At 49.5% G+C, this 24,650-nt stretch carries 17 protein-coding genes; 7 read left to right on the top strand and 10 right to left on the bottom strand.

Annotated elements, in window-relative coordinates; translation table 11 throughout:
- Window positions 1–4: 4 nt before the first annotated feature.
- Window positions 5–1,036: a LacI family DNA-binding transcriptional regulator gene (locus tag AJE_RS10785; protein WP_039928601.1), complete on the bottom strand. Its 1,032-nt coding sequence runs from the start codon at window positions 1,034–1,036 to the stop codon at window positions 5–7.
- A gap of 249 nt (window positions 1,037–1,285) precedes the next feature.
- On the opposite strand from AJE_RS10785, the gene AJE_RS10780 reads away from it, so the two are divergent.
- Window positions 1,286–3,556, top strand: coding sequence for a TonB-dependent receptor (locus tag AJE_RS10780; protein WP_008950867.1), 2,271 nt, complete (start codon window positions 1,286–1,288; stop codon window positions 3,554–3,556).
- 57 nt (window positions 3,557–3,613) lie between these two features.
- Here the strand turns inward: AJE_RS10780 and AJE_RS10775 are convergent, their stop codons facing one another.
- Both AJE_RS10775 and AJE_RS10770 read right to left on the bottom strand, forming a co-directional pair.
- A complete protein-coding gene (locus AJE_RS10775; RefSeq protein WP_008950866.1) occupies window positions 3,614–4,141 on the bottom strand; it encodes a cytochrome b in 528 nt (175 codons plus the stop codon).
- Window positions 4,134–5,129, bottom strand: coding sequence for a catalase family peroxidase (locus AJE_RS10770; RefSeq protein ID WP_008950865.1), 996 nt, complete (start codon window positions 5,127–5,129; stop codon window positions 4,134–4,136). The genes AJE_RS10775 and AJE_RS10770 overlap by 8 nt, the downstream gene beginning before the upstream one ends.
- A gap of 466 nt (window positions 5,130–5,595) precedes the next feature.
- Between AJE_RS10770 and msrA the strand changes: the two genes are divergently transcribed.
- Window positions 5,596–6,891: a peptide-methionine (S)-S-oxide reductase MsrA gene (gene msrA, locus AJE_RS10765; protein WP_008950864.1), complete on the top strand. Its 1,296-nt coding sequence runs from the start codon at window positions 5,596–5,598 to the stop codon at window positions 6,889–6,891.
- A gap of 77 nt (window positions 6,892–6,968) precedes the next feature.
- Here the strand turns inward: msrA and AJE_RS10760 are convergent, their stop codons facing one another.
- The 3 genes from AJE_RS10760 to AJE_RS10750 are packed head-to-tail and all read right to left on the bottom strand — an operon-like array spanning window position 6,969 to window position 12,073.
- Entirely contained in the window at window positions 6,969–8,402 is a 1,434-nt protein-coding gene (locus AJE_RS10760; protein WP_008950863.1) for a YfcC family protein, read from the bottom strand.
- Complete coding sequence (locus tag AJE_RS10755; RefSeq protein ID WP_008950862.1) at window positions 8,402–9,280, bottom strand: N-formylglutamate amidohydrolase; 879 nt, start codon at window positions 9,278–9,280, stop codon at window positions 8,402–8,404. Before AJE_RS10755 ends, AJE_RS10760 begins: the two co-directional genes overlap by 1 nt.
- Window positions 9,281–9,322: 42 nt before the next feature.
- Window positions 9,323–12,073, bottom strand: coding sequence for a TonB-dependent receptor (locus AJE_RS10750; protein WP_008950861.1), 2,751 nt, complete (start codon window positions 12,071–12,073; stop codon window positions 9,323–9,325).
- A gap of 112 nt (window positions 12,074–12,185) precedes the next feature.
- Here AJE_RS10750 and AJE_RS10745 point away from each other — a divergent pair, with 112 nt between their 5' ends.
- Together AJE_RS10745 and AJE_RS10740 are read left to right on the top strand one after the other, a co-directional pair.
- Complete coding sequence (locus AJE_RS10745) at window positions 12,186–13,094, top strand: LysR family transcriptional regulator (RefSeq protein ID WP_008950860.1); 909 nt, start codon at window positions 12,186–12,188, stop codon at window positions 13,092–13,094.
- A gap of 301 nt (window positions 13,095–13,395) precedes the next feature.
- Window positions 13,396–13,728: a hypothetical protein gene (locus AJE_RS10740; protein ID WP_138984230.1), complete on the top strand. Its 333-nt coding sequence runs from the start codon at window positions 13,396–13,398 to the stop codon at window positions 13,726–13,728.
- A 20-nt stretch (window positions 13,729–13,748) separates the two neighbouring features.
- On the opposite strand, the gene AJE_RS10735 is transcribed toward AJE_RS10740, so the two are convergent.
- On the bottom strand, window positions 13,749–14,162 hold the full coding sequence (locus AJE_RS10735) for a GNAT family N-acetyltransferase (protein ID WP_008950858.1): 414 nt from the start codon (window positions 14,160–14,162) through the stop codon (window positions 13,749–13,751).
- A gap of 227 nt (window positions 14,163–14,389) precedes the next feature.
- On the opposite strand from AJE_RS10735, the gene AJE_RS10730 reads away from it, so the two are divergent.
- On the top strand, window positions 14,390–18,385 hold the full coding sequence (locus AJE_RS10730; RefSeq protein ID WP_237709343.1) for a DEAD/DEAH box helicase: 3,996 nt from the start codon (window positions 14,390–14,392) through the stop codon (window positions 18,383–18,385).
- Between the two features lie 148 nt (window positions 18,386–18,533).
- Here AJE_RS10730 and yjjJ read toward each other — a convergent pair whose 3' ends face one another.
- Complete coding sequence (gene yjjJ, locus AJE_RS10725; RefSeq protein WP_008950856.1) at window positions 18,534–19,847, bottom strand: type II toxin-antitoxin system HipA family toxin YjjJ; 1,314 nt, start codon at window positions 19,845–19,847, stop codon at window positions 18,534–18,536.
- Window positions 19,848–21,092: 1,245 nt separating this feature from the next.
- Between yjjJ and AJE_RS10720 the strand changes: the two genes are divergently transcribed.
- Both AJE_RS10720 and AJE_RS10715 read left to right on the top strand, forming a co-directional pair.
- Window positions 21,093–21,347, top strand: coding sequence for a helix-turn-helix domain-containing protein (locus tag AJE_RS10720; protein WP_008950855.1), 255 nt, complete (start codon window positions 21,093–21,095; stop codon window positions 21,345–21,347).
- Window positions 21,348–22,673, top strand: coding sequence for a type II toxin-antitoxin system HipA family toxin (locus AJE_RS10715; protein ID WP_008950854.1), 1,326 nt, complete (start codon window positions 21,348–21,350; stop codon window positions 22,671–22,673).
- A 429-nt stretch (window positions 22,674–23,102) separates the two neighbouring features.
- Here the strand turns inward: AJE_RS10715 and AJE_RS10710 are convergent, their stop codons facing one another.
- Together AJE_RS10710 and AJE_RS18790 are read right to left on the bottom strand one after the other, a co-directional pair.
- Window positions 23,103–24,122 carry a serine hydrolase domain-containing protein gene (locus AJE_RS10710; protein ID WP_008950853.1) on the bottom strand — a complete coding sequence of 340 codons (1,020 nt, stop codon included), beginning with the start codon at window positions 24,120–24,122 and terminating at the stop codon, window positions 23,103–23,105.
- A gap of 146 nt (window positions 24,123–24,268) precedes the next feature.
- A partial coding sequence (locus AJE_RS18790) for a hypothetical protein (RefSeq protein WP_008950852.1) occupies window positions 24,269–24,650 on the bottom strand: 382 nt, incomplete at its 5' end.

Genomic DNA, 24,650 nt, shown 5'->3' with positions numbered 1-24,650 from the left:
CGGATTATAACTGCCGTAAACTCGACTGCCGACACAACAAGCGCACCGGCAGCTGAGCTGACGGCACCGCCGCGCCCTGAATACGCTGCAATAAGGCGCTGACCAGTAACTTACCGCCGGCCTGGGTATCTTGCTTCACAGTACTTAACGAAGGAGTGCAGTAGGCAGACATCGCTATATCGTCAAAACCAACCAGCGCCAGCTGTTGCGGCACCTGCACGCCGTGCTCCAGCAGCGCCTTCATCGCACCCATGGCAATCGCATCACTGGCGGCGAAGATCGCATCCAGTGTTGGCAATTGCTGAAACAGCACTTGCTGGGTTTTCAGATAGGCATCCTGAGCAGTAAAGTCGGTGTTCAGCTGTAAGGCCGGCTCGACCGGCAAGCCGGCTTGCGCCAATGCATCCTGATAACCGAGATACCGCATTTCAATCTCGGTATGCCGGATATCGCCGAGAAAGGCCACCCGCTGACAGCCCTGATGCAGCAAGTGCTCAACTGCCAGCCGCGCCCCCTGACGGTTATCGCTGCCAATTACCGGAAAGGTCTCATCACCGTTCGCCGCGCCCCACACCACAAAGGGTACACCCGCTTCTGCCAGCTGTTGCACCCGTTCATCGTGCTCGCCCTGTCCAATCACAATCAGGCCATCAGCCCGTTTTGAATCAAAGTAGTAACTGCGCCAGTCTTTGTCGGTGGTCTTGCTGGTGCTAAGCAACATATCGTAACCCTGACGGGTTAACTCATCGGCAATCACGCCCAGAATATCCAGCAAAAATGGGTCGGTAATGCTTTGCTGGGTTTTGGCATCAAACAGGATAATCACCGCTATGGTATGGCTTTTTTGCGTGCGCAGGCTGCGGGCGGTAGCATTCACTTTAAACTGATGGGCAGCGGCAATTTGCTGCACCTTTTCCCGGGTAGCGGCATTGATCACCGGGTTATCCCGTAACGCCCGCGACGCTGTTGACTCTGAAACACCAGCTAACCTGGCAATATCCGCCAGCGTCAGCACTTTTGCACACTCTTTTACCACAACATACCTGTTCGTTTTGTTAGCCGTACTCACCGCATAATGCCCGATCAGATCTCTGGCTGCAATGCTCGCGACCCCGGCAGACAGCTGAGAAGAAAAATTCGGCGAAAAATTTTCTGCAATCGTATGCAAAAAGCACAAAAGTCCTATTGCAATCGATTGCAAACTGTCCTAATGTTAGCGCGTACGGCAAATAATGTTCAAAAAACCGCCGGCAACTTATCAACAGGATAGACTTGGAGACATCGCATGAGGTTACCGCTTAATAAGATCACCAGTGCCATCATTTTAGCCTTTAGTCTGCCGGCTGCGGCCCAGACTAACAGCACTGAACAGACAGAAAACACCACTGAAAACAGCCAGATTGAGCAGATTGTTGTCACCGGTAAGGCCAGCGGCATGTCGGGCTTACGGGTTGATCAAAGCTATGCCATTACCAGTGTGTCCGCAGAAAACATTACCAAACTGGCCCCCAAAAGCACTGCCGAGTTATTTACCGTGGTGCCGGGCGTCTGGTCTGAAAGCTCTGGCGGCGTGGCGGGCGCTAACGTCTTCGTCCGGGGCTTCCCCAGCACCGGTGATGCCCCCTTCCTCAGTATTCAACTGAATGGCGCTGTAATTTATCCGCCTTCGACGCTGTCGTTTCTGGAAAACTCGTCGATTTTCCGCCTCGATGAAACCATCCACTTTATGGAAGCCTTACGCGGCGGCGCCAACCCGGTGATCAGCCACGGCCAGCCCGGCCTGACCACCAACTTTGTGTTAAAAGAAGGCAGTGACCAAACCGAAGGTTTAGTGAAATACAGTACCAGCGATTACGGTCAACAACGCATTGACGCGGTATTAAGCGGTAAACTGGCTGATCGGCTGTACTTTATGGCCGGTGGCTATATTAATCAGTCGGAAGGACCACGCGAAACCGGTTTTACCTCGGAGAAAGGCCATCAGTTTACGATTAACCTGACCAAAGAACTGGATAACGGCAGCATTAATTTCTATACCCGCCAAACTGACGACCATGGGGTCTGGCATTTACCGGTACCGCTCAATATCGATGGCATCGATAATACCTTTACCCAAATTGGCCCGTTAAACCGCCAGGCCACTATCGCTTATGGCGCCAGCGGCGAAACCGCCAGCTTTGACTTTGGCGATGGCCGCGGTTGGAACGGCGGTATCAGTGGCGGCAGTGTCGATCTGGATCTGACCGACAGCTGGCGCCTCGTCTATCGGTTTAGCCATATTGATGGTCAGGCCAACACCTTTGGTCTGGTACCGGAAGGTGGTGCCGTGCGGCTGGGTGATATCCGGGGCGCCAATGAGGTGGTGACCGGCGCCGCCACCGGTAACAGCTATAGCGATGACACCTTTGTGCAGCAAATTGGCCGCTGGGTAGTATTAAAAGATATCAATGCCTTTACTAATGACCTGGCACTAAGCCAACGCACCGACAACGCCGTCTATACTCTTGGCTTATACCAAACCCGCTACTCGGTAAAAGACTGGTGGTCTATCGGAAATCAGGCCTGGCATGTGCTGCAAAAAGGTGGTGAGCGCTTAAGTGGTCTGGCGTGTAATGACCTGCAGGACAGTTGTAGCTGGAACTATGATATTGATGCCACCGGTGATGGCACCACACGCGCCCTGTATGCTGCAGTGGAATATCAACTGACCGAACAGTTACGCCTGGATGCCGGCGCACGCCGTGAAAATCATCAGGTTGCCTATACCGTGGACGAGGGGTTAACCGGTCGGGTCAGCAAAGCCGTTGATTACGATGAAAGCAAAACCGCCTGGACTGTGGGTGCTAACTATATGTGGCAGCCGAATATGGGGGTGTTTGCCCGCGTCAATCAGGGCAACAAGATGCCGCATTTTGACGATTTTCGTGATAATTTTGATGCCTTTACCGCCGGTGACAAGTTAATTAAAGAAGTGACTCAGTACGAACTGGGTTACAAATGGGCCGAGCGTAATCATAGCCTGTACCTAACCGGCTTTTACAACGAAGTCGAGGGTGAATTGTTTGTTACCCGGCCCGGCGCGCCGGCCGAAGTGCTTACCACTGAGGCATTAGGTATTGAGATTGATGCCAACTATATTGCCGACAATGGCTTTATGCTGAACCTGAATGCGACTATTCAGGATACGGAAATTACCAATCACCCGGATCCGCTGGTGGTCGGCAATCAGGCGATCCGCCAGCCGAAATGGCAGCTGCGGCTAACGCCAAGCTACGGCTTCGAGGTAGCGGATATGTTCGCCACCCTGTACGGTACTGTATCCAGTGTCTCAGATCGCTATGGTGATAATGGCAATACCGTCACCCTTGCAGGCTATACCAAGCTCGATCTTGGGTTGCAGCTGGAGGTCACTGACAACCTGACGGCGCAACTGGCAGTGGCCAACCTGACTGATAAAGCAGGTATTACCGAAGGGGATCCGCGGAATCCGGCTTCGCCGAATGGCCGCTATATTATGCCGCGCACGATCGACTTTAGCGTCAGCTACCGTTTCTAATCCCTCCCTGTGTGGTTTAGGCCTTTACTGCGGTAAAGGCCTTTTTTATCCGCCCGACTAACGACGCAGCATACTGCTAAACACCCCATCCCGCTTGATCAGGCCGTGATAGAGCGCGGCAATAATGTGCACCACAATCAGCAGCACTAACAACAGCGCCGCCCAGCCATGAATCTCGCGAAACAGGCCATAGAGCGCTAAATCGGTATTGAGCAAGGATGGCAGCGGCAATCCAAACAGCTCCAGCGGGCGACCAGCGGCATTTTGCATTAAATAACCGGACAACGGCATCACAACTAACAATATATAAAAGCCAAGCTGCGTGAGTTTCGCTGCAATTTGCTGCATTTTCGGCACACTATCTGGCAACTTTGGTGTGTCACTACGCAAGCGGAGATAAAGTCGCACTAATATCGCCAACATGGCCAGTAAGCCCATGGCTTTATGCCAGGCCAGCAATTGCTGCTGCCAGGGGCCCAGCGACTTAACCATGGTTAAACCGGCGAACACCAGGCTCAGCACTAAAGCCGCCATTAACCAATGCATTACCCGCATCGCCAGGGGATAAACTGCTGGCTTATTCATTGGCACCTCCGGTAACTTGCTGCATTAACACTTCGCGGGCACGGCGGCGGTGCGACTCGGCATAGGCTGCGGCACGGGCGCGTAAAATCGGATCGTCTGAAGGCGCAAAACCCGCCGGCAGTACCAAGGGATCGAAGTTAATCGCATTACAAGCGCCAGCGTCCTGCAAACTGGCTTGCTCAATCACGATAGTACCGGCGATTAGTTGCGGGTTAGTGTCCGGCCAGGGAATAGTGGCATCAGCCGGATTGTCGTTGGCGGTGGCCAGGGTAAACTGTAAATCAAAGCGCACCGGCCCTTGCTGCAGCCGGCTCAAAAACTCCTGCTGTAGCGCATCTGTGGCTTCTGCATCAGTAATTTGTCCAACGTCATCCGTTAGCGGCAGTGCCGCCCAGCGCACCGCTTGTTGCTGTCCCTGGGCATTAATCAGATAAAAAGCATTAATACTGTGATAGCGCTCGGTAGCAAAGCTCTGGCTGGGCTGATAGCTGTTACGCCAGTTAATAAAGTTTTGGGCTTCCGGGTGGGCGGCAAAAAACTCCGGCACTGTGCTGTTTTGAATGGCCAACAGCTGCTGATAAAACTTCTCGGGGGTCGCGACCGCTAATACCGGCGGCGTATTCATTGCCGTGCGCCACTGCTGCGGGCTATCGGGCAGAATAGTTAGCGCCAGACTGCGGACCGGTGCTTTCAGATCGGGGGCAGATGGATTATTACCGGCAATCGAGATGCGGCCAATAAAAGGATAACTGCCACTTTGCAGCACCTGGGCACTGGAATAGGCAGCCAAAGCCCCCGAAGACTGAAACTCACCGCTGATACAAAAGCCCTTGGCATGAGCGCGTCGGAAACCGGCCTGCAGCCGAGAACCTTGCTGTAAATTGACAAAATCCTGGGCACTAACCGGGGCGCGGCCGCTAAAACTCACGGCATAAATGGCCGCAGCCACTACGGCCCCCGCAGCGGCAGCAAAAATAACATATCGCATAAGCATGACTTCTTTTGGTTAGACATTAGGGCGCAACTGGCCAACAGCTTCGGGCGTATTAACGTTTGCTGCTTGTTTTTGCAGCTGTTTGGCTGGTGTTTATACAAGGCAGAGCTTGTGATGTGTAGTTATTCTACATGAACAAGCGATAACGCAGTAGAAACGCCAGCCAAACGCTGCCCGAAGGGTTCGCACTGGCGACACTTTGCTCTTTGGCACTCGTCACTTATTTAGAATGACTAAACTGCGCTCCTCGTTTCGCGATCAAAGTGCCGACAGTGCGAACAAAATCTAAGCAGCAAACGTCAACACGCCCTAATACGCTCCGCTGGCGAAAGCGATCAGTTAGTCGCAACAAAGCCGGCAGCTATCGCCCCGTACCCGCTACACTTAACGTGGTGGTCCCAATGCCCGGTTAGTACGTAAGCAACAGCACGCCGCTGGCATTTGCGATCTGGGGGGTAAGATGAATCGGCAGCTTGGTATAAACCTCGGGTTCTGGCGGGGCCTGACACTGATAGTCGCTCTGAGTGTCAGCGTGGCAGTCGTTGCCAACACTAAGGCCTTTAGTGCAATCTCTGAGCCGCAAACTGCCACGCTGGTGGTCGGCGCCGGTTGTTTCTGGGGTGTTGAGAAACGCTTTGAAGCCACACCGGGCGTAACAGACGTCATAGCCGGCTATGCCGGCGGTAAGGGCGTGCGGCCGCTGTATCGGGAAATCACCCAACAACGGCACAAATTTAACCCCAATAATCATGCCGAAGTGGTACAAATTCACTTTCAGCCGCAGCAGGTAAGTCTGCAGCAATTGCTACAACAGTTTTATGAAATGCATGACCCGACGCAAAGTAATCGCCAGGGTAATGATGTCGGCACTCAGTACCGCTCGGTAATTTTTTATCAGGATGAACAACAAGCCGCCGTTGCCCGGGCGGTAACCGCAAGCTACCAGCCGTTACTGACCGCAGCAGGTTTTGGCGCTATTCAAACGCAAATTCTGCCCTTGCCCGAGTTTTTCCCCGCTGAAGCGTTTCATCAGGACTATCTGGCGAAAAACCCGAATGGCTATTGCCCGGATCATGCCACTGGCGTGCGCTTTAACCCGGATAGCGCACCGGCACAGCTGGCGATGGACAATAGTGCCCTGCTACAGGGCAAGCAGATCCTGATGCTGGACTCACCCGACTGCCCTTACTGCGATAAGTTTAAAGCCGATGTAGTTAAGCATTATCAGGGACCAGTGCCGCTGCATCTGCGACAATCTTCTCAGTTACAGGGGCTGCAGCTTAGCACGCCCAGCGTTGCCACACCGACCTTATATTTTCTGGAGCAGGGTAAAGAAGTGTTTGCTATTCAGGGCTATCTGCCTGCCAGCGATTTTTACCGGGTGCTGGGCCACTTTAGCCTGGGCGAACAAAGCGAAGCTTACCGGGTGGCGTTTCAAAGCGGTACCGACCGGCCGTTTTGTCAGCAGTATGAGCAATTTCGCAATACACCGGATGGGGTCTTTGTTGATGCGCTAAGCGGTGCCGCACTGTTTGATACCAAAGATCGCTTTAATTCCGGCACCGGTTGGCTGTCGTTTACCCGGCCGGTCGCCGGCGCCGTCACCACCCGCCCCGACTATAGCCATGGCATGGTAAGAACCGAGGTATTGGCCGCGGTCTCCGGCATTCACCTCGGGCATGTATTTAACGATGGCCCCAATGGTCAGCCGCGCTACTGCATTAATGCGACGGTGCTGAATTTTGTAGCGAGGTAGCGCCATACTGACAGCAACTACTTAGCCCAACGCACTGCCGGAGTCAGTCCCCGGCAGTGCGGTGCAGCACCGGGTAACTAAAAACCGACATATACCGCAAAAAATAACATCAGGCAGGCCAACACGATAAAAATCAGCACTAGCGGCAGAATAAATCTGGCCCAGTCGGTCCAGCTCACCTGAGCAGTAGCCAAATAGGCCAGCAAGGTACCGGAGGTTGGAGTAATCATATTGGTTATGCCATTACCGAACAGAAATGTCAGCACTGTGGTTTGTGCCCCCACGCCGGACAGCTGACCTATAGGCCCCAGGATCGGCATACTGACCGCCGCCTGACCAGAGGTGGAGGGGATCATCACATCCAGCAGTAACTGAGACACAAACATTCCCAAAACAGCCAGATAGGAGTTATCCTCTCCGATGATACTGACCAGACCATGCACTACCGCATCAAGGACCTTGCCGTTTTCCAGCGTGATGGCAATAGCAAAAGCAACACCAATCAGGATACTGGCCAGCAGGATTTTCTTCATCCCTGAGACAAAGGCATCGGCAGCGCCACTGGCTCCCAACCCGCTACAACAGGCCAGCAAGATACTCATACCGATATAATAGGCAGACAGCTGCTGATTTTTCCATTGCCAGGTATTGGAGGCATAGACCAAACCGGCGATCCCAACCAGCATGATCAACAACAATACCAGATGGCGCAAACTGAGTTTTCGGCTATCAAAACTGATCTCCAGCTGCTTTTTAAACCCGGTTTTCTTAATCACCCACAGCATGTAAGCAATACCAAACACTAAGAAAACAGCGAAAAACAAAGTTCTCATCCCGGCACCGCTGAAGATAGGTAAACCGAGAAGCGGCTGTGCAATAGTAAGTGGTAAGGGGTTGGTAATAGAGGATAGGTAACCGACTTTTACGGCAATGGTCAGAATGGCCAAACCGATCAGATTTGACATACCCAGCCGGCGTGCCAGCTCAACCATCAGCGGAATAATCAGTAAATACTCCGAAGCCAGGCCTAAAAAGGTGCTACCCAACGCAAACATGGTCATCAGAAAGATCACCAGACCGTAGACATTGCCCTTTACCGCACTGATTAGCCGCTCAAGCCCGGCATCGACTGCACCTGATTTATTCAGAATGCCGAACATGCCGCCAATAATCAGCACCATAAAGATCAGCCCGGCTCCCCGCTGCAAACCTGCGGGTATCGCTTGCAGCACATCAATTACCCCCACGGGTCTGGCCTCACCTGCAGGCGCCTGGGTAACCGAACCAAACAGATTGCTCAGAGAACGGTCTTTTTCTATTACCTGATAACTACCCGCAACCACCAAACCATCAGTTCTTTGATAACTACCCGAGTCGAGTAAATAGGTGAGGCCGGCGGCAACGAGTAAAATAAACAGCAACACCACTATCGGGTTTGCCCCGGAACGCTGCGGTACAGCGATACTGACAGCGGGCTCAACCGTAGCGGAAACCTTGGCTTTATCTGACATTAATTCACCTCGTCGGCCAGTGCTGGCAAGCGCTGGGTAATATAAGTACGGATTGCGGCCACCAATTGCTGCAAATCATGTTGTAGCTTGTTAAAACCCTGATGTTTCATGAATGTTTGCTCATTCATATAGAGCGCCCGGTTGATCTCAATTTGCACACTGTGGATCTGCTGCGCGGGGGCGGCGAAACACTCGGTTAGATAGCCCCCTTTATAGGGATAATTTACACTGACACTATACCCCCTATCCTGAAAAAACTGCACAATCAGGCTGGTGAAACCCGGTTCAGCAGATTGCCCGTCCTTATCGCCGATCACGATATCGGCTCTGGCCTGCCCCTGATCGATATTCATGGCGTTACCCTGCGATTTCATCGAGTGACAATCAATATGCCATACCGCGCCAAACTTCTGATGCAAGGCTCTAATTTGCTCAGACAGACAATGATGATAAGGCAGATAATACTGTGCGATACGCTGCTGCACCTCGCTAACAGCGAGTTTCTGCTCATACATCGGCACGCCGGGTAAGGCAAAGCGACGTAACAAACCCATCCCTCTTTTACTGTAGGTGGTAGGCTTTAACTCGCCGGGCCAATCGCCAGAAAGCAGCTCAGGATCGATATCATCCACAGCCCGGTTCAGATCAATATACATTCGTGACGCTCTGGCGGCGATCAAGGTCGCGCCTGCCAAATGGGCAGGCTGCCACAACTCATCAACAAAGGCATCCCAGCCTGAACGTAACTGTACGTCAGACGCTAAACACCGGAAATCGGCCGGAAATTCCATACCGCTGTGCGGCGAGTCGAAAATCAGCGGCATAAGGTTGCCGGCAGGCAAAAATAACTTATAGCCTTGTGTTAACTCTGTTCTCATAATACATCCAATACCGGACACCCTTTGGGTGCCCCGGCGCGGTTAAAAGTCGTAGGTCAGCTGTAAATAGTAGAAACGGCCCACCGCATTGTAGGTTTGCTGATCAAAGTTAATATTGACGTTTACCAGCGAGGTTGGAGGCTGTTTATCAAACAGATTATTAATCCCTGCACGTAGTGACAGTCCTTGCTCAAATTTATAACCGGCAGAGAGGTTGTGATACACCATAGAACCGATACTTCTTGGCTGATTCGCGAAGGTTTCCGTGGTATCACCGATATAACGCAGGTTATAGGCCGCGCTCAGATTATCTTTGCGCCATTGGGTGGTAAAGTTACCGCGCCATTTAGGATAGGCCTCCCGTACTCCGGCAAAGCCTTTTTTGTCGGTGGTTAACTCAGAGCCGTCTGCCAGGGTTGAAGATTCAGCAAACTTATTTAACTTCGAGACACTGGTACTAAAATCCCAGCGGCCGATGGCGGTATCCAGGTTGTAACGGATTACGGTATCAATACCCGACACCTCAGTGCGGTTCAGGTTAACCGGCCCATCTACCACATTCAGGATCTCACCCGATCCGGCACGGCTAATCACATTACAATTACGCCCGGTAAATGCACACAGGTCGATCAGGTTCTGAGTACCAAAGGTGCTGATGGTGTTATCAATTTTGATATTGTACCAATCCATGGTCAGGCTGAATCCTGACAGCCGGGCTGGGGTGTAAACCAAGCCGGTTGAAATATTCTCGGATGTTTCAGGGGTTAGCTGATTATTGCCACCAATGGTGATTGGTACATTGGCATCGGTTTGGGTGTAAGAGGCGGGCACACCGGCACAACCAGGCAAACTGCTGTTTGCCGCACAAGGGTCATTGACCGGGGCAAAGGATGCGCGTTCCCCTTCATACAGCTCCAGAACAGAAGGCGCACGGAAGCCTTCAGCCCAGGTAGCTCTTAACATCAGATCACTTACCGGCCGGTAGAGCAACCCTACCTTGCTGTTAGTGGTGTTACCAAAGGTACTGTAATTGGAGTAACGGCTGGCCAGATTGAGTTCCAGATATTCAGCTAGTGGCTGTGTCGCCAACAGTGGAATATTCAGCTCCAGATAGGCCTCAGATAAATCATACTCACCGACAGTGCCGGTGCGTGGCGCAGAGGAGGTGGTTTGATAACGATTCACGCGCGGTGCCGCATTAATGACGCTATCCGGGGTGTCGGTACCCTTTTCTTTGCGGTATTCCGCACCGGTAGCCAGTAACAGATCGCCGGCCGGTAGCTCGGCCACGGCATTGGTCAGGTTAAAGCGCAGGTGTTGCTGCTGAGTTTGGTTACGATCTTCACCCGTGAAATTAATGTATCGCACCATATCAGCGGTAAGAGGGTTAAACATATTTACCGGTACACAACCAGCCAATAAATCGCTGACATCTGCGGTTAAACCGGCCGTACCGCAGGCCCGCATACCCAACGCCAGTTTATCCAGATGTAACTGGTTAGCGGAGGTAAAGGTGCCCTCGTTCTTTGCCACCGAGGCAAACATATCCCAGCGCCAGTCTCCCGGTAAAAAGCCTTCAATTCCCAGTCCGGCACGACTGGTTTTGACTTCCTGAATGTTACGGCGCAAGCCGTTATCAACAAAGAAGTTATTCAGCGAGAAGTCATTACCGGAGAATTCGACACCGAAGGGGTTCACTCTGGGATCATTTACAATCACAAAGCCACGGGCACCTGTTACCGTAGGAATAACCGCCGAAAACTGTTGGTCAGACTCACGTTTGTTATGTAACAGCTCGACCCGCAACCGGGTATCCTGAAATACCGCAGTATCGGGTAACTGGAACAGTGCCTGTCCATACAGGCTTAACCGCTCATTTGGCCCAACCACGTAATTATCGTGGTAACGGTTAAACCGATCATTGGTGGTTGCCGGGCGCCAGCTTGCCAGATTATTACCATCTGAGCCCGGCGCACGGGTAATGCCCTGAGCCGGGATCGGGAAATTCATTACCTGTGCCAGGTTAGCTTCCCGGAATAGCCCTTCGGCAGTACCCAGTGATAAGCCATTTAACGGAATAGCCGTCAGGGCCCGGTCCTGAGTCAGGATCGGCTTTTGGTCAGAATAACTGGCAGCAAAAAACAGGTTATGCTTACCCCAATCACGGCCGAGTTTCAGATCAAGATTAACGGTTTCACGATCCTGCTTCGATGTTTGTCCGGCATAGGCTTTAAGCTGAGCACCGTCATAGTCTTTCACGGTATGAATATTCACCACACCGGCAATGGCATCGGCACCATAAATAGCCGTAGCACCGTCCTGCAACACCTCAACCCGCTCAATAATGGCATAGGGGATGGTGTTTAAGTCGACAAAATCTCTGAATCCCCGACTACCGGCACCATTAACCCAGCGGTTACCGTTTACCAGAATTAAGGAGCGGTTTTCCCCAAGATTTCTAAGGTTGATACTGGCCGTACCATGGCTGGTACCCGCTGAACCATTGTCATTTAAACTGGCACCGACGCTCGGCAACTGCTGCAGGATCTCGCCGATCGACATCGCACCCTTGATATCCATTTCTGAGCGTTCAATAGTTTGAATAGGGCTACCTTCGGTTTCGCCACGGCGTAAAATTCGCGAGCCGGTTACCGAGATCACTTCTACAGCTTTTTGCTGCGCCTGTTCAGTTGCTGCCGCATCCTGCGCCCTGAGGTGTGCACTGTTCATCAGTAAGGCGGTACTGATCGCCAAACTGAGCATTGAGATTGGGTAAAGCGGTTTGTGCTGCATAGTTATCCCCGTTGCTTTTTATGTATGGGTTATTGTTTAACCAAAAAGCTAGCAAAGCCGCCAAAGCTATGCAATATTATGATTTACTGTTATCAACCCATAACAAAACGTCATGCAAATAGCGCATTTGAATCTGCGAAGCCTGCAGGCATTTCAGGCCATTATGCAAACTGGCTCCGCTACCGCTGCAGCTAAACAACTTGGCCTGACCCAACCTGGGATCAGCCGGTTACTGGCTAGCCTGGAAGAATTGGTTGGTTTTCAGTTGTTTTACCGTGAGCACAGCCGGCTGATTGCCACTGAAGAAGCGAAACACCTAACCCCGGAAATCGATCTGTTACTTAGCAATAGCGCGCGTTTTCTGGAGCTGGCCCGTAATCTTCATAAAACAGAAACCGGCTCTCTAACGGTAGTTGCACCGGCAAGCTTTAATTCCGGCCCTTTGGTGAATGCCGTCGCCAGCTTTATTGAGAAGTATCCGCGGGTATCGGTCAGCATTGACTCGCATAATCCGCAAGTTGCCAGAGATTTGGTGGCGCAGCGCTCTATTGATTGTGGCTTTATCCAATTACCGGAAAACCATCCTGGCTTAATCAGTGTGCCCATTCTGCGCAGCCCGATGGTGTGCGCGGTACCGGCCAGTTTTGCTCTGGCCGGCAAGACAGTGATCGGCGTCAATGAGCTGCTTAACACCCCTTTGATTATGCTTGGACAAGGTCGGCCAACGCGGCAAAAGATCGATCTAATGTTTAAAGCCGCTCAGGTACAACCGCAGATCCGGCTGGAAACCCATAGTGTGGCAACAGCTTGTGCCTATGTAAAACGTGGCCTGGGTGTCGCCATCCTGAATCAGGTGCTGGCTCAGCAATATACCGATGACCAGATCTTACTGATTCCGCTGGAGCCGGTAATTGAGCATCAGTATGGCTTTATCTATTCCGCCTATGCCCCAATGCCAAGGCTGGTACAGGCATTTTATAAACACTGTATTGATTATTTTAATAGCACGGCCGGGGCTTAATGGTATGAGGTTTTATTTTCTTAGTCATAGCTTCAAACGATACGAGTTTATTCCTTTAATTGGCGAGCACGCGCTGGCGATTATCCAATCCTAAGCTATGCTCAAGTTCAGCTCGCCCATCTCATACAGGAGTTATTCTGTGTTTCGACATAATCCGGTTTTAAATTTATTCACATCACTGATACTTGCTTTCAGCTTTATGGTCCTTCCAGTAGCAGCCTCTCAGTTGGAGACGATGGAATATCGGGGTGCCGCAGTAACGGCGCACAAAGGACCTACTGCAGATTTCCCGGCGGAGTTTATGGATAAACTTTTGTGCGAAGGTGGTCAGAGTGGTCCTTCCAAAAATGCAGGTTGCGTGCAACTCAATAGTGACGGCAGCGGCACCTGGGAAAACGATGCAGGTCCGGGGCAGCGTATGCCGCCGGCACCGGTAAGTTGGTTTATTGTTACCAATAGTGAAGGCGTTCCGCTTAAGAATGACGGCGCAGAGCGCAAAACCTGGCAGGTGATATTCAGATTCGAACAAGGGGATCGCTACAATCCACAAGGTAGTCTCTATGCCGTAGCAGCGACACTGGTACTAAGCCCGCAGAAGAGAGTAATAGTACATAGTAAGTACCGGGATTTATAACGCAAAGTGCGGTACCAATTTCACAAGATCTTGGTCATAAAATACTTGGCACCACCGGCAAAGGGGTAATCCTGCTGTACCCACACCACCCGATAATCATGGCGCTGATAAAAGGGTTTTGCCTGAAACTCCAGGGTATCTAATAACACAAAACGGCAGCCGCGATGTCTGGCAATCGCTTCTGCTTCAGCCAGCATAGCGCTGCCCAGGCCCTTACCGCGCTCGCTTTCCTGCAACCAGAAGGATTCCAGGTAAAACCAGTTGCCAAAGGTCCGCCCGGCCAGCATGGCCACCACTTCGCCATGCGCATTAAACTGCTTTAAACCTAAAGCCTGACGCTGGCTGGCATCCCAATGCTGAGCATTAAACTCGGCAATTTTTTGTTTCGCCTGCTCGGCAAAGTCGCTGCTGTTATCAACAATAAAGTCCGTCATCTAACACCAAGTAATAGTAGTAAGTTCTGTAGTTTGCCCTGATTTGCATATCACTGATGGGTAAATCGTTTGCTGAATATGGTTAAAGACCATGCAAGTCTATCATGCTAAAATTGTCCAATTATTAACTGCTTATAATCCCAAAATTTATGGAACGCACTGCTGTTGCTTCACTACCTGAATTAGAACGCGCGCTACTCATAATGATGGCTCTGTTACAAGAACCAATGGCACAAAGCAAATGGCTAGATATTATCCGGCTAACCGGAGCCAGAGGGGATAGTGGTAAAGCACTTACCTTTGCTGACATTAAATTAGCCATACAAAACCTGAAAGCCCAAGGCTGGATTGAACAGCCGGCTGGCGCAGGGTATCAGTTAAACACCCAAAATAATCTGGCACCGTTATTTAGTATATTTGAATACATCCAGCAGAATAGCCAGCGCAACCCTTGGCTGCGTCAAGCCCGTGACTGGCTAAGCCGCAATAACCGCAGCTATTATGTTAAACAGCAACGTAGCTATTACCGCCGCCAAATGTGGCTTGCGATGCTCCAAGGTGACTTCCCAAGCCTATTGGACTATAACAGTGGCTATTTTGCTACCGAACCTGACGGTGGTGTTTATCCGTTGAGCTTTATGGCCGATCCGGCAGATGGCAGCACCTTCTTTAACGCTATGCCACTGGAAATACAGCACTCTGTCATACTACATAGTATGCTGACGGCGCTCTATCGTTTACCCGATTGTCCGCATTTATACCGTGCAACCGAGGCGTATCTAAAGCGCGTGCCGCATGATAGCGATGTGGCACAACTCTATCATTGGTATCTGCTACTCACCGACCAGCTCCAAGCCAAAGCCCCAGACATTGAACAATACTCAGGCTTTCTGCATAGCGCTATGCTGGTGTTAAAAGGCAAAACCACCGAGGCCGCTAGTGAGTTAGGAAACCTGGAGAAGCAACTTAAAAAACATTCCGGTAAACGTAAACTTCAGTTCCGGCATCTTGACGGCTGGTTTGCAATGCTGGCGTACCTAGGCTGCGCTACCCCGGAGAGTCAAAAACGCTTAAAAGCGCAAGTAAAAACCGGCCTGCAATTAAACGATGGTCTGTGCTACCAACAATGGCTGCGCCTGGTTGATGAGTTAGAACAAACTACCGCCAATCACTATCACCATGACTGGGACCCCGATATGATCCCGTTTGGTTTAGATGGCCTGTTCTATATTTTGGCGTTGTTTTGGCAGGATGCGCTGACGGAGATTATTGAGCCTAAGTTACTCAGAATGCGGGAGCTATATCAGGCCCGCGGCTATAGCTGGGTTGCCGCCGAGCTGGATGCCATCATTGCGGCTGCCTATGGGCAAAACCGCTTATGGCCAGACTGGCACCAACAACGGCAACTGCGGCCCCTTTGTCAGTTAATACAAAAAGAAGCACAATGGCAGCGCGCGCTTAATGCGTTAAATTTGCTCACCCAAACCACAAAAAACACCTCGCCTGATAACCAAAGTAGCCGCTTATGCTGGTTTGTGCAGGCTAATGATTTTTACACTCGCATCGAGCCGCGCGAACAAAAACGTAATGCTAAAGGACAATGGTCGGCTGGCCGCGCCGTCGCGCTAAAGCGTTTAGCTCAGGAAGATGACAACTTACCCTTTGTTACTGCAGCGGATAAAAAAGTTATCGCCTGTATTGAGCCGATGTATCAGGGCTACTATGGCGGGCTAAATTATGAAATTGATACTGAAAAAGCGCTGCGCCAGTTAGTGGGGCACCCACTGGTATTTTGGGAGGGGAAACCTGATACCCCCATTCAGGTTGAAGCAGGTACCTTTTACCTGCAAGTAAAACAACATCAGCAACAGTACCAGCTTAGCCTGGAACCGGAAGAGGCAGCATACAGCGACCAAAATTGGCAGCTGGCTGGGCCGAATAAAATACTGGTTTACGACTTTAGCCCGCAGATTATGCAGATAATGCAAATTATTGGCCCCGGATTAACTGTGCCTGCTGCAGGCAAAGAACTATTGCTGGCCACGGTGAGTAAATTAGCGCCCAGCATCCCGGTGCAAGCCGACGCCATTAGCCTACCAAGCGCGTTAAAAACCATAGCACCGAACTCGACTTTGCAACTTTACTTATCGCGTTACCAGGATGGGCTGCGGTTACAGCCGCTAGTGCAACCACTAGATGGTAGCGCCTTTTTTAGCCCCGGCAAAGGCAATGCCTTACTGGTAGGCGAGCAGGCTGGCGAGCCGGTGCAAACAGAACGCAGTTTGAAAGCAGAGCAGCAGCATCTGGCGACGCTGAATTTAACCTGCCCCAGCCTGCAACAAAGCGAATTTGATGGCAGCCAATGGCTAATCCCCGAGCCAGAACACTGCTTGGAACTATTAAGCGAGCTACAGGATCTGCCTGCGGAGCACTTTAGCCTGGTCTGGCCTGAAGGCGAACCCTTTAAGATCACGAATAAGGTTGAAACGCGCGATTTCCGGCTAAACATTCGTCAGCAAGGTCAATGGCTGGAACTGGATGGCGAGTTAGCCTTAGATCAGGATAAGGTGCTATCACTTAAAACATTGCTGGAGTTGCTGCAGCAAAGTCATAACCGTTTCATTCCCCTAACAGATAAACATTATCTGGCACTGAGTGCCGCATTTCATAAACAGTTAAAAGATTTAGCCGCACTGGCAAACCCAGGCAAACAAGACAAGTTACAGCTAAATAGCCTAACGGCGCCTTTCGTCGCCGAGTTTGCAGAAGGCGCGCAACAGCTAAGCAGCAACAAAGCCTGGCAAAGCCAACTCAAGCGACTACAGCAGATGGAGAAATTGCAGCCTGAGTTACCAAACACCTTGCAGGCAGAGCTTCGTGATTATCAATTACAGGGGTTTCAGTGGTTAACTAAATTAGCACATTGGGGCGTTGGCGCCTGCCTGGCGGATGATATGGGGCTCGGCAAAACCCTGCAAACTCTGGCACTATTACTACAACGCGCAGCAGAAGGCCCGGCCTTAGTTGTGGCACCGGTATCGGTCGCTAATAACTGGCAAACCGAGGCGGCTCGTTTTGCGCCAACTTTAAAAATCCACTGGTTCTATGAAAACCGTGATCTCTCTGCTGTTGGCCCCTTTGATCTGGTGATCTGTAGCTATGGCATGCTGCAAAATAACACTGAACAATTTACTGCGGTGCAGTGGCGCACCCTGGTACTGGATGAAGCCCAGGCCATTAAAAACGATAGTACTAAACGAGCGAAAGCTGCGATGGCGCTTAACGCTGATTTTCGACTGGCACTTAGCGGTACACCAATTGAAAACCATCTTGGCGAATTGTGGAGCTTATTTAATTTCTTAAATCCCGGTTTGCTGGGCACTAAGGAACAATTTAACCAACGCTTCGCTACACCAATTGAAAAGGGTAACACTGAAACCCGCGCCCTATTAAAGAAACTGCTTAGTCCCTTTGTGCTGCGCCGCACCAAAACGCAGGTATTAACCGAATTACCCTCACGTACCGAAATCACCCTGGCGGTAGAGCTAAGCGACGATGAGCGCCATTTATATGAAGCGCTGCGTCAACAAGCAATAGAGCAACTGGCTAATGCCGAAAGCGGCCAGGCCATTCAGGTGCTGGCTGAAATTATGAAGTTACGCCGTTTTTGCTGTAACCCCAGCCTGGTCGTGCCAGAATATAAGTTAAGCAGCAGTAAGCTCCAGGTATTTGCAGAAACCTTAACAGAAATTCTGGATAACCAGCATAAAGTGCTGGTATTTAGCCAGTTTGTTGATCATCTGGCACTGGTGCGGCAGTATCTGGAACAGCAACAGATCCGCTATCAATATCTGGATGGCAGCACACCCGTTGCCGAACGCCAAAAGCGCGTCAGCGCCTTTCAACAAGGTGATGGCGAGGTGTTTTTGATTAGTTTAAAAGCGGGAGGTTCCGGCTTAAACCTGACAGCAGCGGATTATGTAATCCATCTTGATCCCTGGTGGAACCCGGCAGTAGAAGATCAGGCATCAGATCGTGCGCATCGTATTGGCCAAACCCGGCCGGTAACCATTTACCGACTGGTAACTGAAAACACCATCGAGCAAAAAATCTTGGCATTGCACCAGCAAAAACGCGAGCTCGCCGATTCGTTGTTAGAAGGTGGCGATATGGCAGCACGTTTAAGCACCGAGCAATTACTGCAGCTGTTGCGGGCGCAATAGCCTAGATGCAATGGCGGTTTTGTTAGCAGCGGCTGGCCGGTGCGCTGGTCGCTATTAATGCGCTACTGGCTTATAGAAATTGTCGCGCTATGGCAAATGGGAGTGTTCGGCGTCAACTATTTTGGCCGGTTCGCGTCCATTATGTTAATCATGCCATCCTATCCACCAAACGCTTTATAGCCTTAAGTTCAAGTCGCATCGATTCGGCGACACGCCTGAAATCTGGGGATATTTCAACATGATTGGCTAAGTCATTCCAAAACCGCTCAGCCAGGATATAAGCTTGTCGCCAGTGTTTGCCTTGAGCAATCGCGTTAATGGTTAAGTTATGGTGAGATGCCATAGCGCCACTGCGTAAAGGCGCAAAGGCCATAGGTAACATATCGTATACAGGTGCCAGAGTAAGCCCCCCCTCTGCTGAGTAGAAAAAAGATAAGTTACCGGTATGCATATCTGTATTCGCAATCAAACGGCCGAAACACCAAATCACGGAGATTGTATCTGCCTCTTCAGCAGTGATATGTCTATCCTGCTGCAAATGCATCGCTATCACTGGCCACTCCGCTGGCTTGCCGACAAATTGCATCTCTACCATACGCAAGGAGACCAGACCTTTGCGTCCGATCTCGCCTATTCGGTCAAAACGCGCACAACTTAAAAATGTGCGTTGTTCACGCCTGACAATTTTAGAACAGGTTGCTGGAATGCCATCATTCGCTAAGGTGTTTAAAGCAAGATGCTCTGCCACCAATAAATCAGCCCAGCGCTGACTGTTCGCGTTGATAACCGGTTCAGTGAACTTAACCAGACGGTGTTTACCATCAACAAAAGCGCAAAACTTAGGTTGCTCGCCACCGGCAGAAGAACCCACTACTTCTCCTGACATGGCATGCTCTGCCAGCATCACAAAATCACCTTCAGATCTTGCTATCGGTTCATGCTGTAGCCATTCCTGATAACTTAAGGTCCCGATCAGTAAGTTTCCCGGTGTATCACCTTTGGCATGCAATAACGCGTTAAAAATATCCTGATCTTTCCAGTAAGTAATATCTTCAGTGTCAACAATCTCTCTTCTGAAAAGCGCCTTGGCGAGATTTCGGCCGAGAAACCCCTGAGGTCTTAAATCTTGCATCCACCAAGGTAAATCATCGTAGTAACAAAACTCGGCGTGATGATGTGTATTTACAATGTAGCCTCGCGGCATCACTGCGACCATAGTGCCAAAAAGCTCTGCTTGGCCAGCCTCAGTGACTCGATAAAGTGGTAACTCAGCGCCTGTTCCCTTGCGTAAATAATAACGTGTAGAGCGGGCACGGCCTGTCGTAACGAGTTGCTTTTCAAGTCGCTTCAGATGACGTGTCACCGTTGAGCGATCGCAACCACAAAAGCTGGCGATTTCGCTTGAACTTGCAGGTTCACGCCGTAAAAAATCAACAATTGCATCAATAGCTGAGCTAGGCATATTTCTTTAAAACTCTTAATTTCAGTGTCCTATAAAAGCTTACCACAATTACCGCATCAATATTTGCATCAATAATTAGTAAATTTATAGCTGACGTATACCTTCAGAGTTTAGCTACCTTACGAAATCAGACGTTAAATTTAAGGATCTCACTAGATGGAAAAATACCGCAGGCAAAAACAACGTATCGTCTTTGTTCATAAGCAAGTTGAACGATATCTGAGAGAGAATGAAGAAATGACAATTCCAGAAGCATTAGAGCAACTTTACTTAACCAGAGTTGCCCCGCTAAGTCTTAGGATGAAATATTAGCTTATTTTGCCTACTAAGTTTTAGACATATTAAAACAAGCAGAGATCAAAAAACCTGGTTAAGTTTGTTTCATGAAAACTGAATGGTCACCAGATGGTCACAAGGCACAAAAAAACCACTTAGCTTTCACGTAAGCGTTTGATTTATATAGCGCACCCGTCAGGATTCACTCGTATCATCCTGATACTCGCCCCAGAGGGGCCAGCTTGCGCTGTTCCAATTTGCTCCAGGCAAATTGGTGTCGAAGAAGGTTCAAATCTGCGAGTACCACAAAACAAAAAACCGCCAAATGGCGGTTGGTTGTTTGTTTTGGCGCACCCGTCAGGATTGACTCGGTACATCCTGTACCTCGCCCTGCGGGCGTTGCTACGCAACGTCCAAAACGGCTTTCCTGCCGTTTTGTCGAACGACAGGCTCTCATCCGACAAGGTCCACAAACGAAAAAACCGCCCTATGGCGGTTTTGACGTTTGGCGCACCCGTCAGGATTCGAACCTGAGACCTCTGCCTCCGGAGCGCAGAAACCTATCTCACCAAATCACAATATTTTATATATATCAGATGCTTATATAAAGATCGACACCTAGATTAACCCAAAAACACTACCATTTAAACCCAATTAGTCACATTTTTAGTCACTTTTAGGTACCAAAAGTTTGACCTTTTCCTCAGGAGGCCTACGACAAAATTTTTTAAAACCGAAAAAAAATCTGAGTTTTTATGTCGAATTTTTTCGACACTTTTTAGATAACTTTTGGCATTTGAACAGCTAAAAATACCAGAAATGCTCCAGCCATGAAGCACCAAACTCAACATCTTTTATTGCGCCTTAGCGTATACCAATTTAAATTACGCCCTAGCGTATATTGACAATAATTACGGTAAGGCGTATACACTCATAACAAATTACATCTAACAAGGTGGAGTGTGTTTGATGCAGATTACCCGTCCAGAACAACTTAGCACACTGATAAAAGCATATCGCAAAAAGCATGGTGTTACGCAAGCAGAGATCGCTCAGCTGGTCGGTCTCCGGGTGGCGACGATTTCTGATTTTGAGAACAAACCTGAATCCTGTAAGTTAGCCACATTTTTCAAAATCCTTGCCGCATTGCAACTTCAGCTGGATATCTCGCCCCGCGAAACATCCTTACAGCCAGACGAAAATAAATGGCAGGAGGGCTGGTAAATGGACACGCTTGATATTTACATGAATGGGATCAGGGTTGGTGAATACCAGCGCGATAGACGAGGAGCGAATATTTTCACTTACGATACTGATTGGCTAAGCTCGCCAGGACGTCGAAGCTTATCGCTTTCCTTAACACTTCGACCAGAACGTTATACAGGACCGCAAGTCTATAACTTTTTTGATAACTTACTGCCCGACTCTCGCGAAATTCGCGAGCGAATGGTGGCACGTTTTAAAGCCAATTCAACCGAGCCTTTTGATATCCTTAGCCAGGTTGGAAGGGATTGTGTCGGTGCAATACAGCTGGTTCCATCAGGTGCAGCTGCGCCTACCATAAAGCGGATTGAGGCGAGTGCGCTAACAGATACTGAACTTGCAAAGATATTAAATGGCTATCAGGCAAAAAAACCATTAGGCATGCTGGACGATACTCAAGATTTTCGTATTTCACTGGCCGGTGCTCAGGAAAAAACGGCACTATTATTTCATCAAGGCCATTGGTGCCTACCACATAATGCGACACCCACGACGCATATTATTAAGCTGCCAATAGGCGAAATACGCTCACATGATCGTGTGATTGATATGACACACAGTGTTGAGAATGAGTATCTATGTCTTAAAATCGCCAAAGCCTACGGCTTTGAAACGGCAAACTGTCAGATGATAATGCCGGACGGCATTAAGGCGTTGGCGGTTGAGCGCTTTGATCGCAAGATGGCGCCTGATAACAGTTGGATCATGCGACTACCACAAGAGGATTTCTGCCAGGTTAGCGGCACCTCCCCCGCTAGAAAATATGAAGTAGACGGCGGTCCCAGCATTTCCATTATCATGCAAGAGTTACTTGGTGCTGCGAACCCCATACATGACCGGGAAACCTTTATGCGCACCCAGGTTTTATTCTGGCTGCTGGGTGCAACAGATGGTCACGCTAAGAATTTCTCCATTTTTCTTGAACGGCAAGATCAATACCGGCTAACCCCGCTATACGATATCTTGTCCGCCTTCCCTGCAATCTCTAAAAAAGGTCTACATGAAAAAGACTTGCGTTTGGCAATGTCATTAAAGGGCTCCAAAGGCAGAGAAACAGAATGCCGGTTGATCGGCCCTGAACACTTTTTTAACACCGCTGGTGAAGTCGGTTTTCCATTATCGAGCATGGAGCGGATACTACATGAAATGGGAAGCATGACTGCAGATTTGATTAATAAGGTTGCTGGTGAATTGCCCGCTGGTTTTCCTAGTTTTATAGCCGAACCGATATTTGAAGGTATGCAAAGATATAGCCAGCGACTACTTAGCTTAGCTAAACAGCGCTAACTTTTATAAAAACTTTTTCCTACACTTGCACACAGCTTTGAATATCTCTATTTGCGCAGCGATCAGCGTTTTGTCCTTGCCGGTCGACATTCCGGCGTAGTTCAAGTGAATTTAAACGTTGTGTTGACTGTTTCAAATATTCGAACCCTTGGCAGCATACTCGGTTACGCTCGCAAAAAGTATGTTAAGCTGATTAATTGCACTTAATTTACCACCACATTGCAACCGCTCCTTACCACGTGTTGCAAATTAATCGCACCACAAATTTCACGGAAAGTACCACTTCGTCGGATCTCGGCTTTGTGCCAATTGCAGACATTCCAACTTTAAGGCTGTAAAGTCCGCTTTTAGGTGTTAGCAGAACGCCGTGCGCATGCGCGCGAACTTGTGAGCGTCGCAGTGGCCGAAGGACACGAATGCCGCACTTTGTTAGGCTTTTTCTTCATGCTCTTTGCCACCTATTAATTCTTTTAACATTTCAAACGATAACTGCTCAATGCTATAACTGCTAAAAAAATTGTGCCAAAGCCTTGGAGCTTTGTTAGATAGCATTACTATTGCTGTATCTTGATTTGGGCAACAAACCGCCATAGATTTTTGCCCCAATGTTTGCCCATTGTGCCAGGCATAATCCCCGACCACGTCACCGCAGGCAAGCATCCAGGCCAGTCCTACATGATCACATTTTGGATCATTAATTGCCGCCACAGTTGTTTTAGCCAATAGGTTCTTCCATTGTTCACCGGAGTAACCCAAATGTGCTTTTAAAAAAACAATCATATCCTTGGTTGTCGAACGCCAAAGCCCCGCAGGTTCCATACTGTCCCATTTAAAATGAGCTACTGCTTTACCATCACCACCGTGCCCAATAGCTAAACGATGCTCGTCATAAACTGTATTCGAGACATGCGTATCGCTCATACCAAGAGGATCGAGAATATAGGTTTTTACTGCCTCTTCGTAAGTGCTCCCCACATGATCAGCCAAAAGATTACCAAGCAGTGCCATACCAATATTTGAATAGTTAAACTTGCCGCTCTTCAAAGGCTTATTAAGCCCATTCAAAAAATTGCAGTAATCCGAGTGGCTAAAATTTTGAACGGCTTTTTTAGCATGTAATACAAAACCTGTAAAAGGATCGCTTGGCAGCCCTGATGTATGGGTGGCAAGCTGCAACAAGGTCACATCTTTTGCAAATGGTAGTTCAGGCTTAAACTTATTAACGTTGTCATTTAAACTGACTAGTCCTTTATCGACCAAAACAGCAAGTAATGTCGCTGTAAAGGTTTTCCCGACAGAGCCTATTTCAAAAACATCAACGCATGCTTGTGATTCATGACCGTAGTTGGCGTAATACGATTCACCATTGTGCCAAACTCCAACCGCTAATTGAGGAATAGAAGATTTAGCAACAAAGGCTTTAATGTTTTCGTCGAACTGTCTATTCACACTGATAGCCTAACGACAAGCTTTGGGGCGGCTGGAACACAGCGTAAGCCGTCCCTGCCGCGATAGCGGCGACAACAGCGCTTGGTTAGGCATTTTCGTTCCGCCTGCTTTTGTTTGTTAGACGTAATAGAAAAAATCATTGATTTTTATCGCCACCATTTTCTCCCTCTCATCAATGCCATTATGAGAACGAGAAACGAGTAAGCTCCAAATAGCCCAATTAAGACTCCCGCGATGCCGAATAGCACAAACACTGTTGCGAATGTGCTTGAGTCCAAGTCTATTAGCAGTAGCCCAAGCATTGATGCTGCGAAAATTCCAAGCATAATAACTACAGATCGAAGCGCGGGGCCTAATTCTCCAATTTTTTCGTTGCCGAAATTATACCCATACTGGGCATTACAACCTCTGCAAACGGTTGCCTGTGGCAAGATGTCGCTACCACAGAAAGGGCACTTCGTTGCCATGGAAACTCCTCTCTTTGACTTTACGAGCCTAACGCTTAAAGCAGCGGAAAACAAAAGTGTA

It is taken from the genome of Alishewanella jeotgali KCTC 22429, assembly GCF_000245735.1.
GTDB lineage: Bacteria > Pseudomonadota > Gammaproteobacteria > Enterobacterales > Alteromonadaceae > Alishewanella > Alishewanella jeotgali.
Note: the sequence above shows the minus strand (reverse complement) of the source record. Positions and strands in the feature narration are given on the sequence as shown.

What these genes read in the sequence shown, in the direction of transcription:
- AJE_RS10755 (WP_008950862.1), bottom strand. Translation starts at nt 9,280, where the DNA reads ATGAGAACAGAGTTAACACAAGGCTATAAGTTATTTTTGCCTGCCGGC.
- AJE_RS10760 (WP_008950863.1), bottom strand. Translation starts at nt 8,402, where the DNA reads ATGTCAGATAAAGCCAAGGTTTCCGCTACGGTTGAGCCCGCTGTCAGT.
- AJE_RS10770 (WP_008950865.1), bottom strand. Translation starts at nt 5,129, where the DNA reads ATGCGATATGTTATTTTTGCTGCCGCTGCGGGGGCCGTAGTGGCTGCG.
- AJE_RS10775 (WP_008950866.1), bottom strand. Translation starts at nt 4,141, where the DNA reads ATGAATAAGCCAGCAGTTTATCCCCTGGCGATGCGGGTAATGCATTGG.
- msrA (WP_008950864.1), top strand. Translation starts at nt 5,596, where the DNA reads ATGAATCGGCAGCTTGGTATAAACCTCGGGTTCTGGCGGGGCCTGACA.
- yjjJ (WP_008950856.1), bottom strand. Translation starts at nt 19,847, where the DNA reads ATGCCTAGCTCAGCTATTGATGCAATTGTTGATTTTTTACGGCGTGAA.
- AJE_RS10735 (WP_008950858.1), bottom strand. Translation starts at nt 14,162, where the DNA reads ATGACGGACTTTATTGTTGATAACAGCAGCGACTTTGCCGAGCAGGCG.
- AJE_RS10750 (WP_008950861.1), bottom strand. Translation starts at nt 12,073, where the DNA reads ATGCAGCACAAACCGCTTTACCCAATCTCAATGCTCAGTTTGGCGATC.
- AJE_RS10720 (WP_008950855.1), top strand. Translation starts at nt 21,093, where the DNA reads ATGCAGATTACCCGTCCAGAACAACTTAGCACACTGATAAAAGCATAT.
- AJE_RS10730 (WP_237709343.1), top strand. Translation starts at nt 14,390, where the DNA reads ATGGCACAAAGCAAATGGCTAGATATTATCCGGCTAACCGGAGCCAGA.
- AJE_RS10715 (WP_008950854.1), top strand. Translation starts at nt 21,348, where the DNA reads ATGGACACGCTTGATATTTACATGAATGGGATCAGGGTTGGTGAATAC.
- AJE_RS10745 (WP_008950860.1), top strand. Translation starts at nt 12,186, where the DNA reads ATGCAAATAGCGCATTTGAATCTGCGAAGCCTGCAGGCATTTCAGGCC.
- AJE_RS10740 (WP_138984230.1), top strand. Translation starts at nt 13,396, where the DNA reads ATGGATAAACTTTTGTGCGAAGGTGGTCAGAGTGGTCCTTCCAAAAAT.
- AJE_RS10780 (WP_008950867.1), top strand. Translation starts at nt 1,286, where the DNA reads ATGAGGTTACCGCTTAATAAGATCACCAGTGCCATCATTTTAGCCTTT.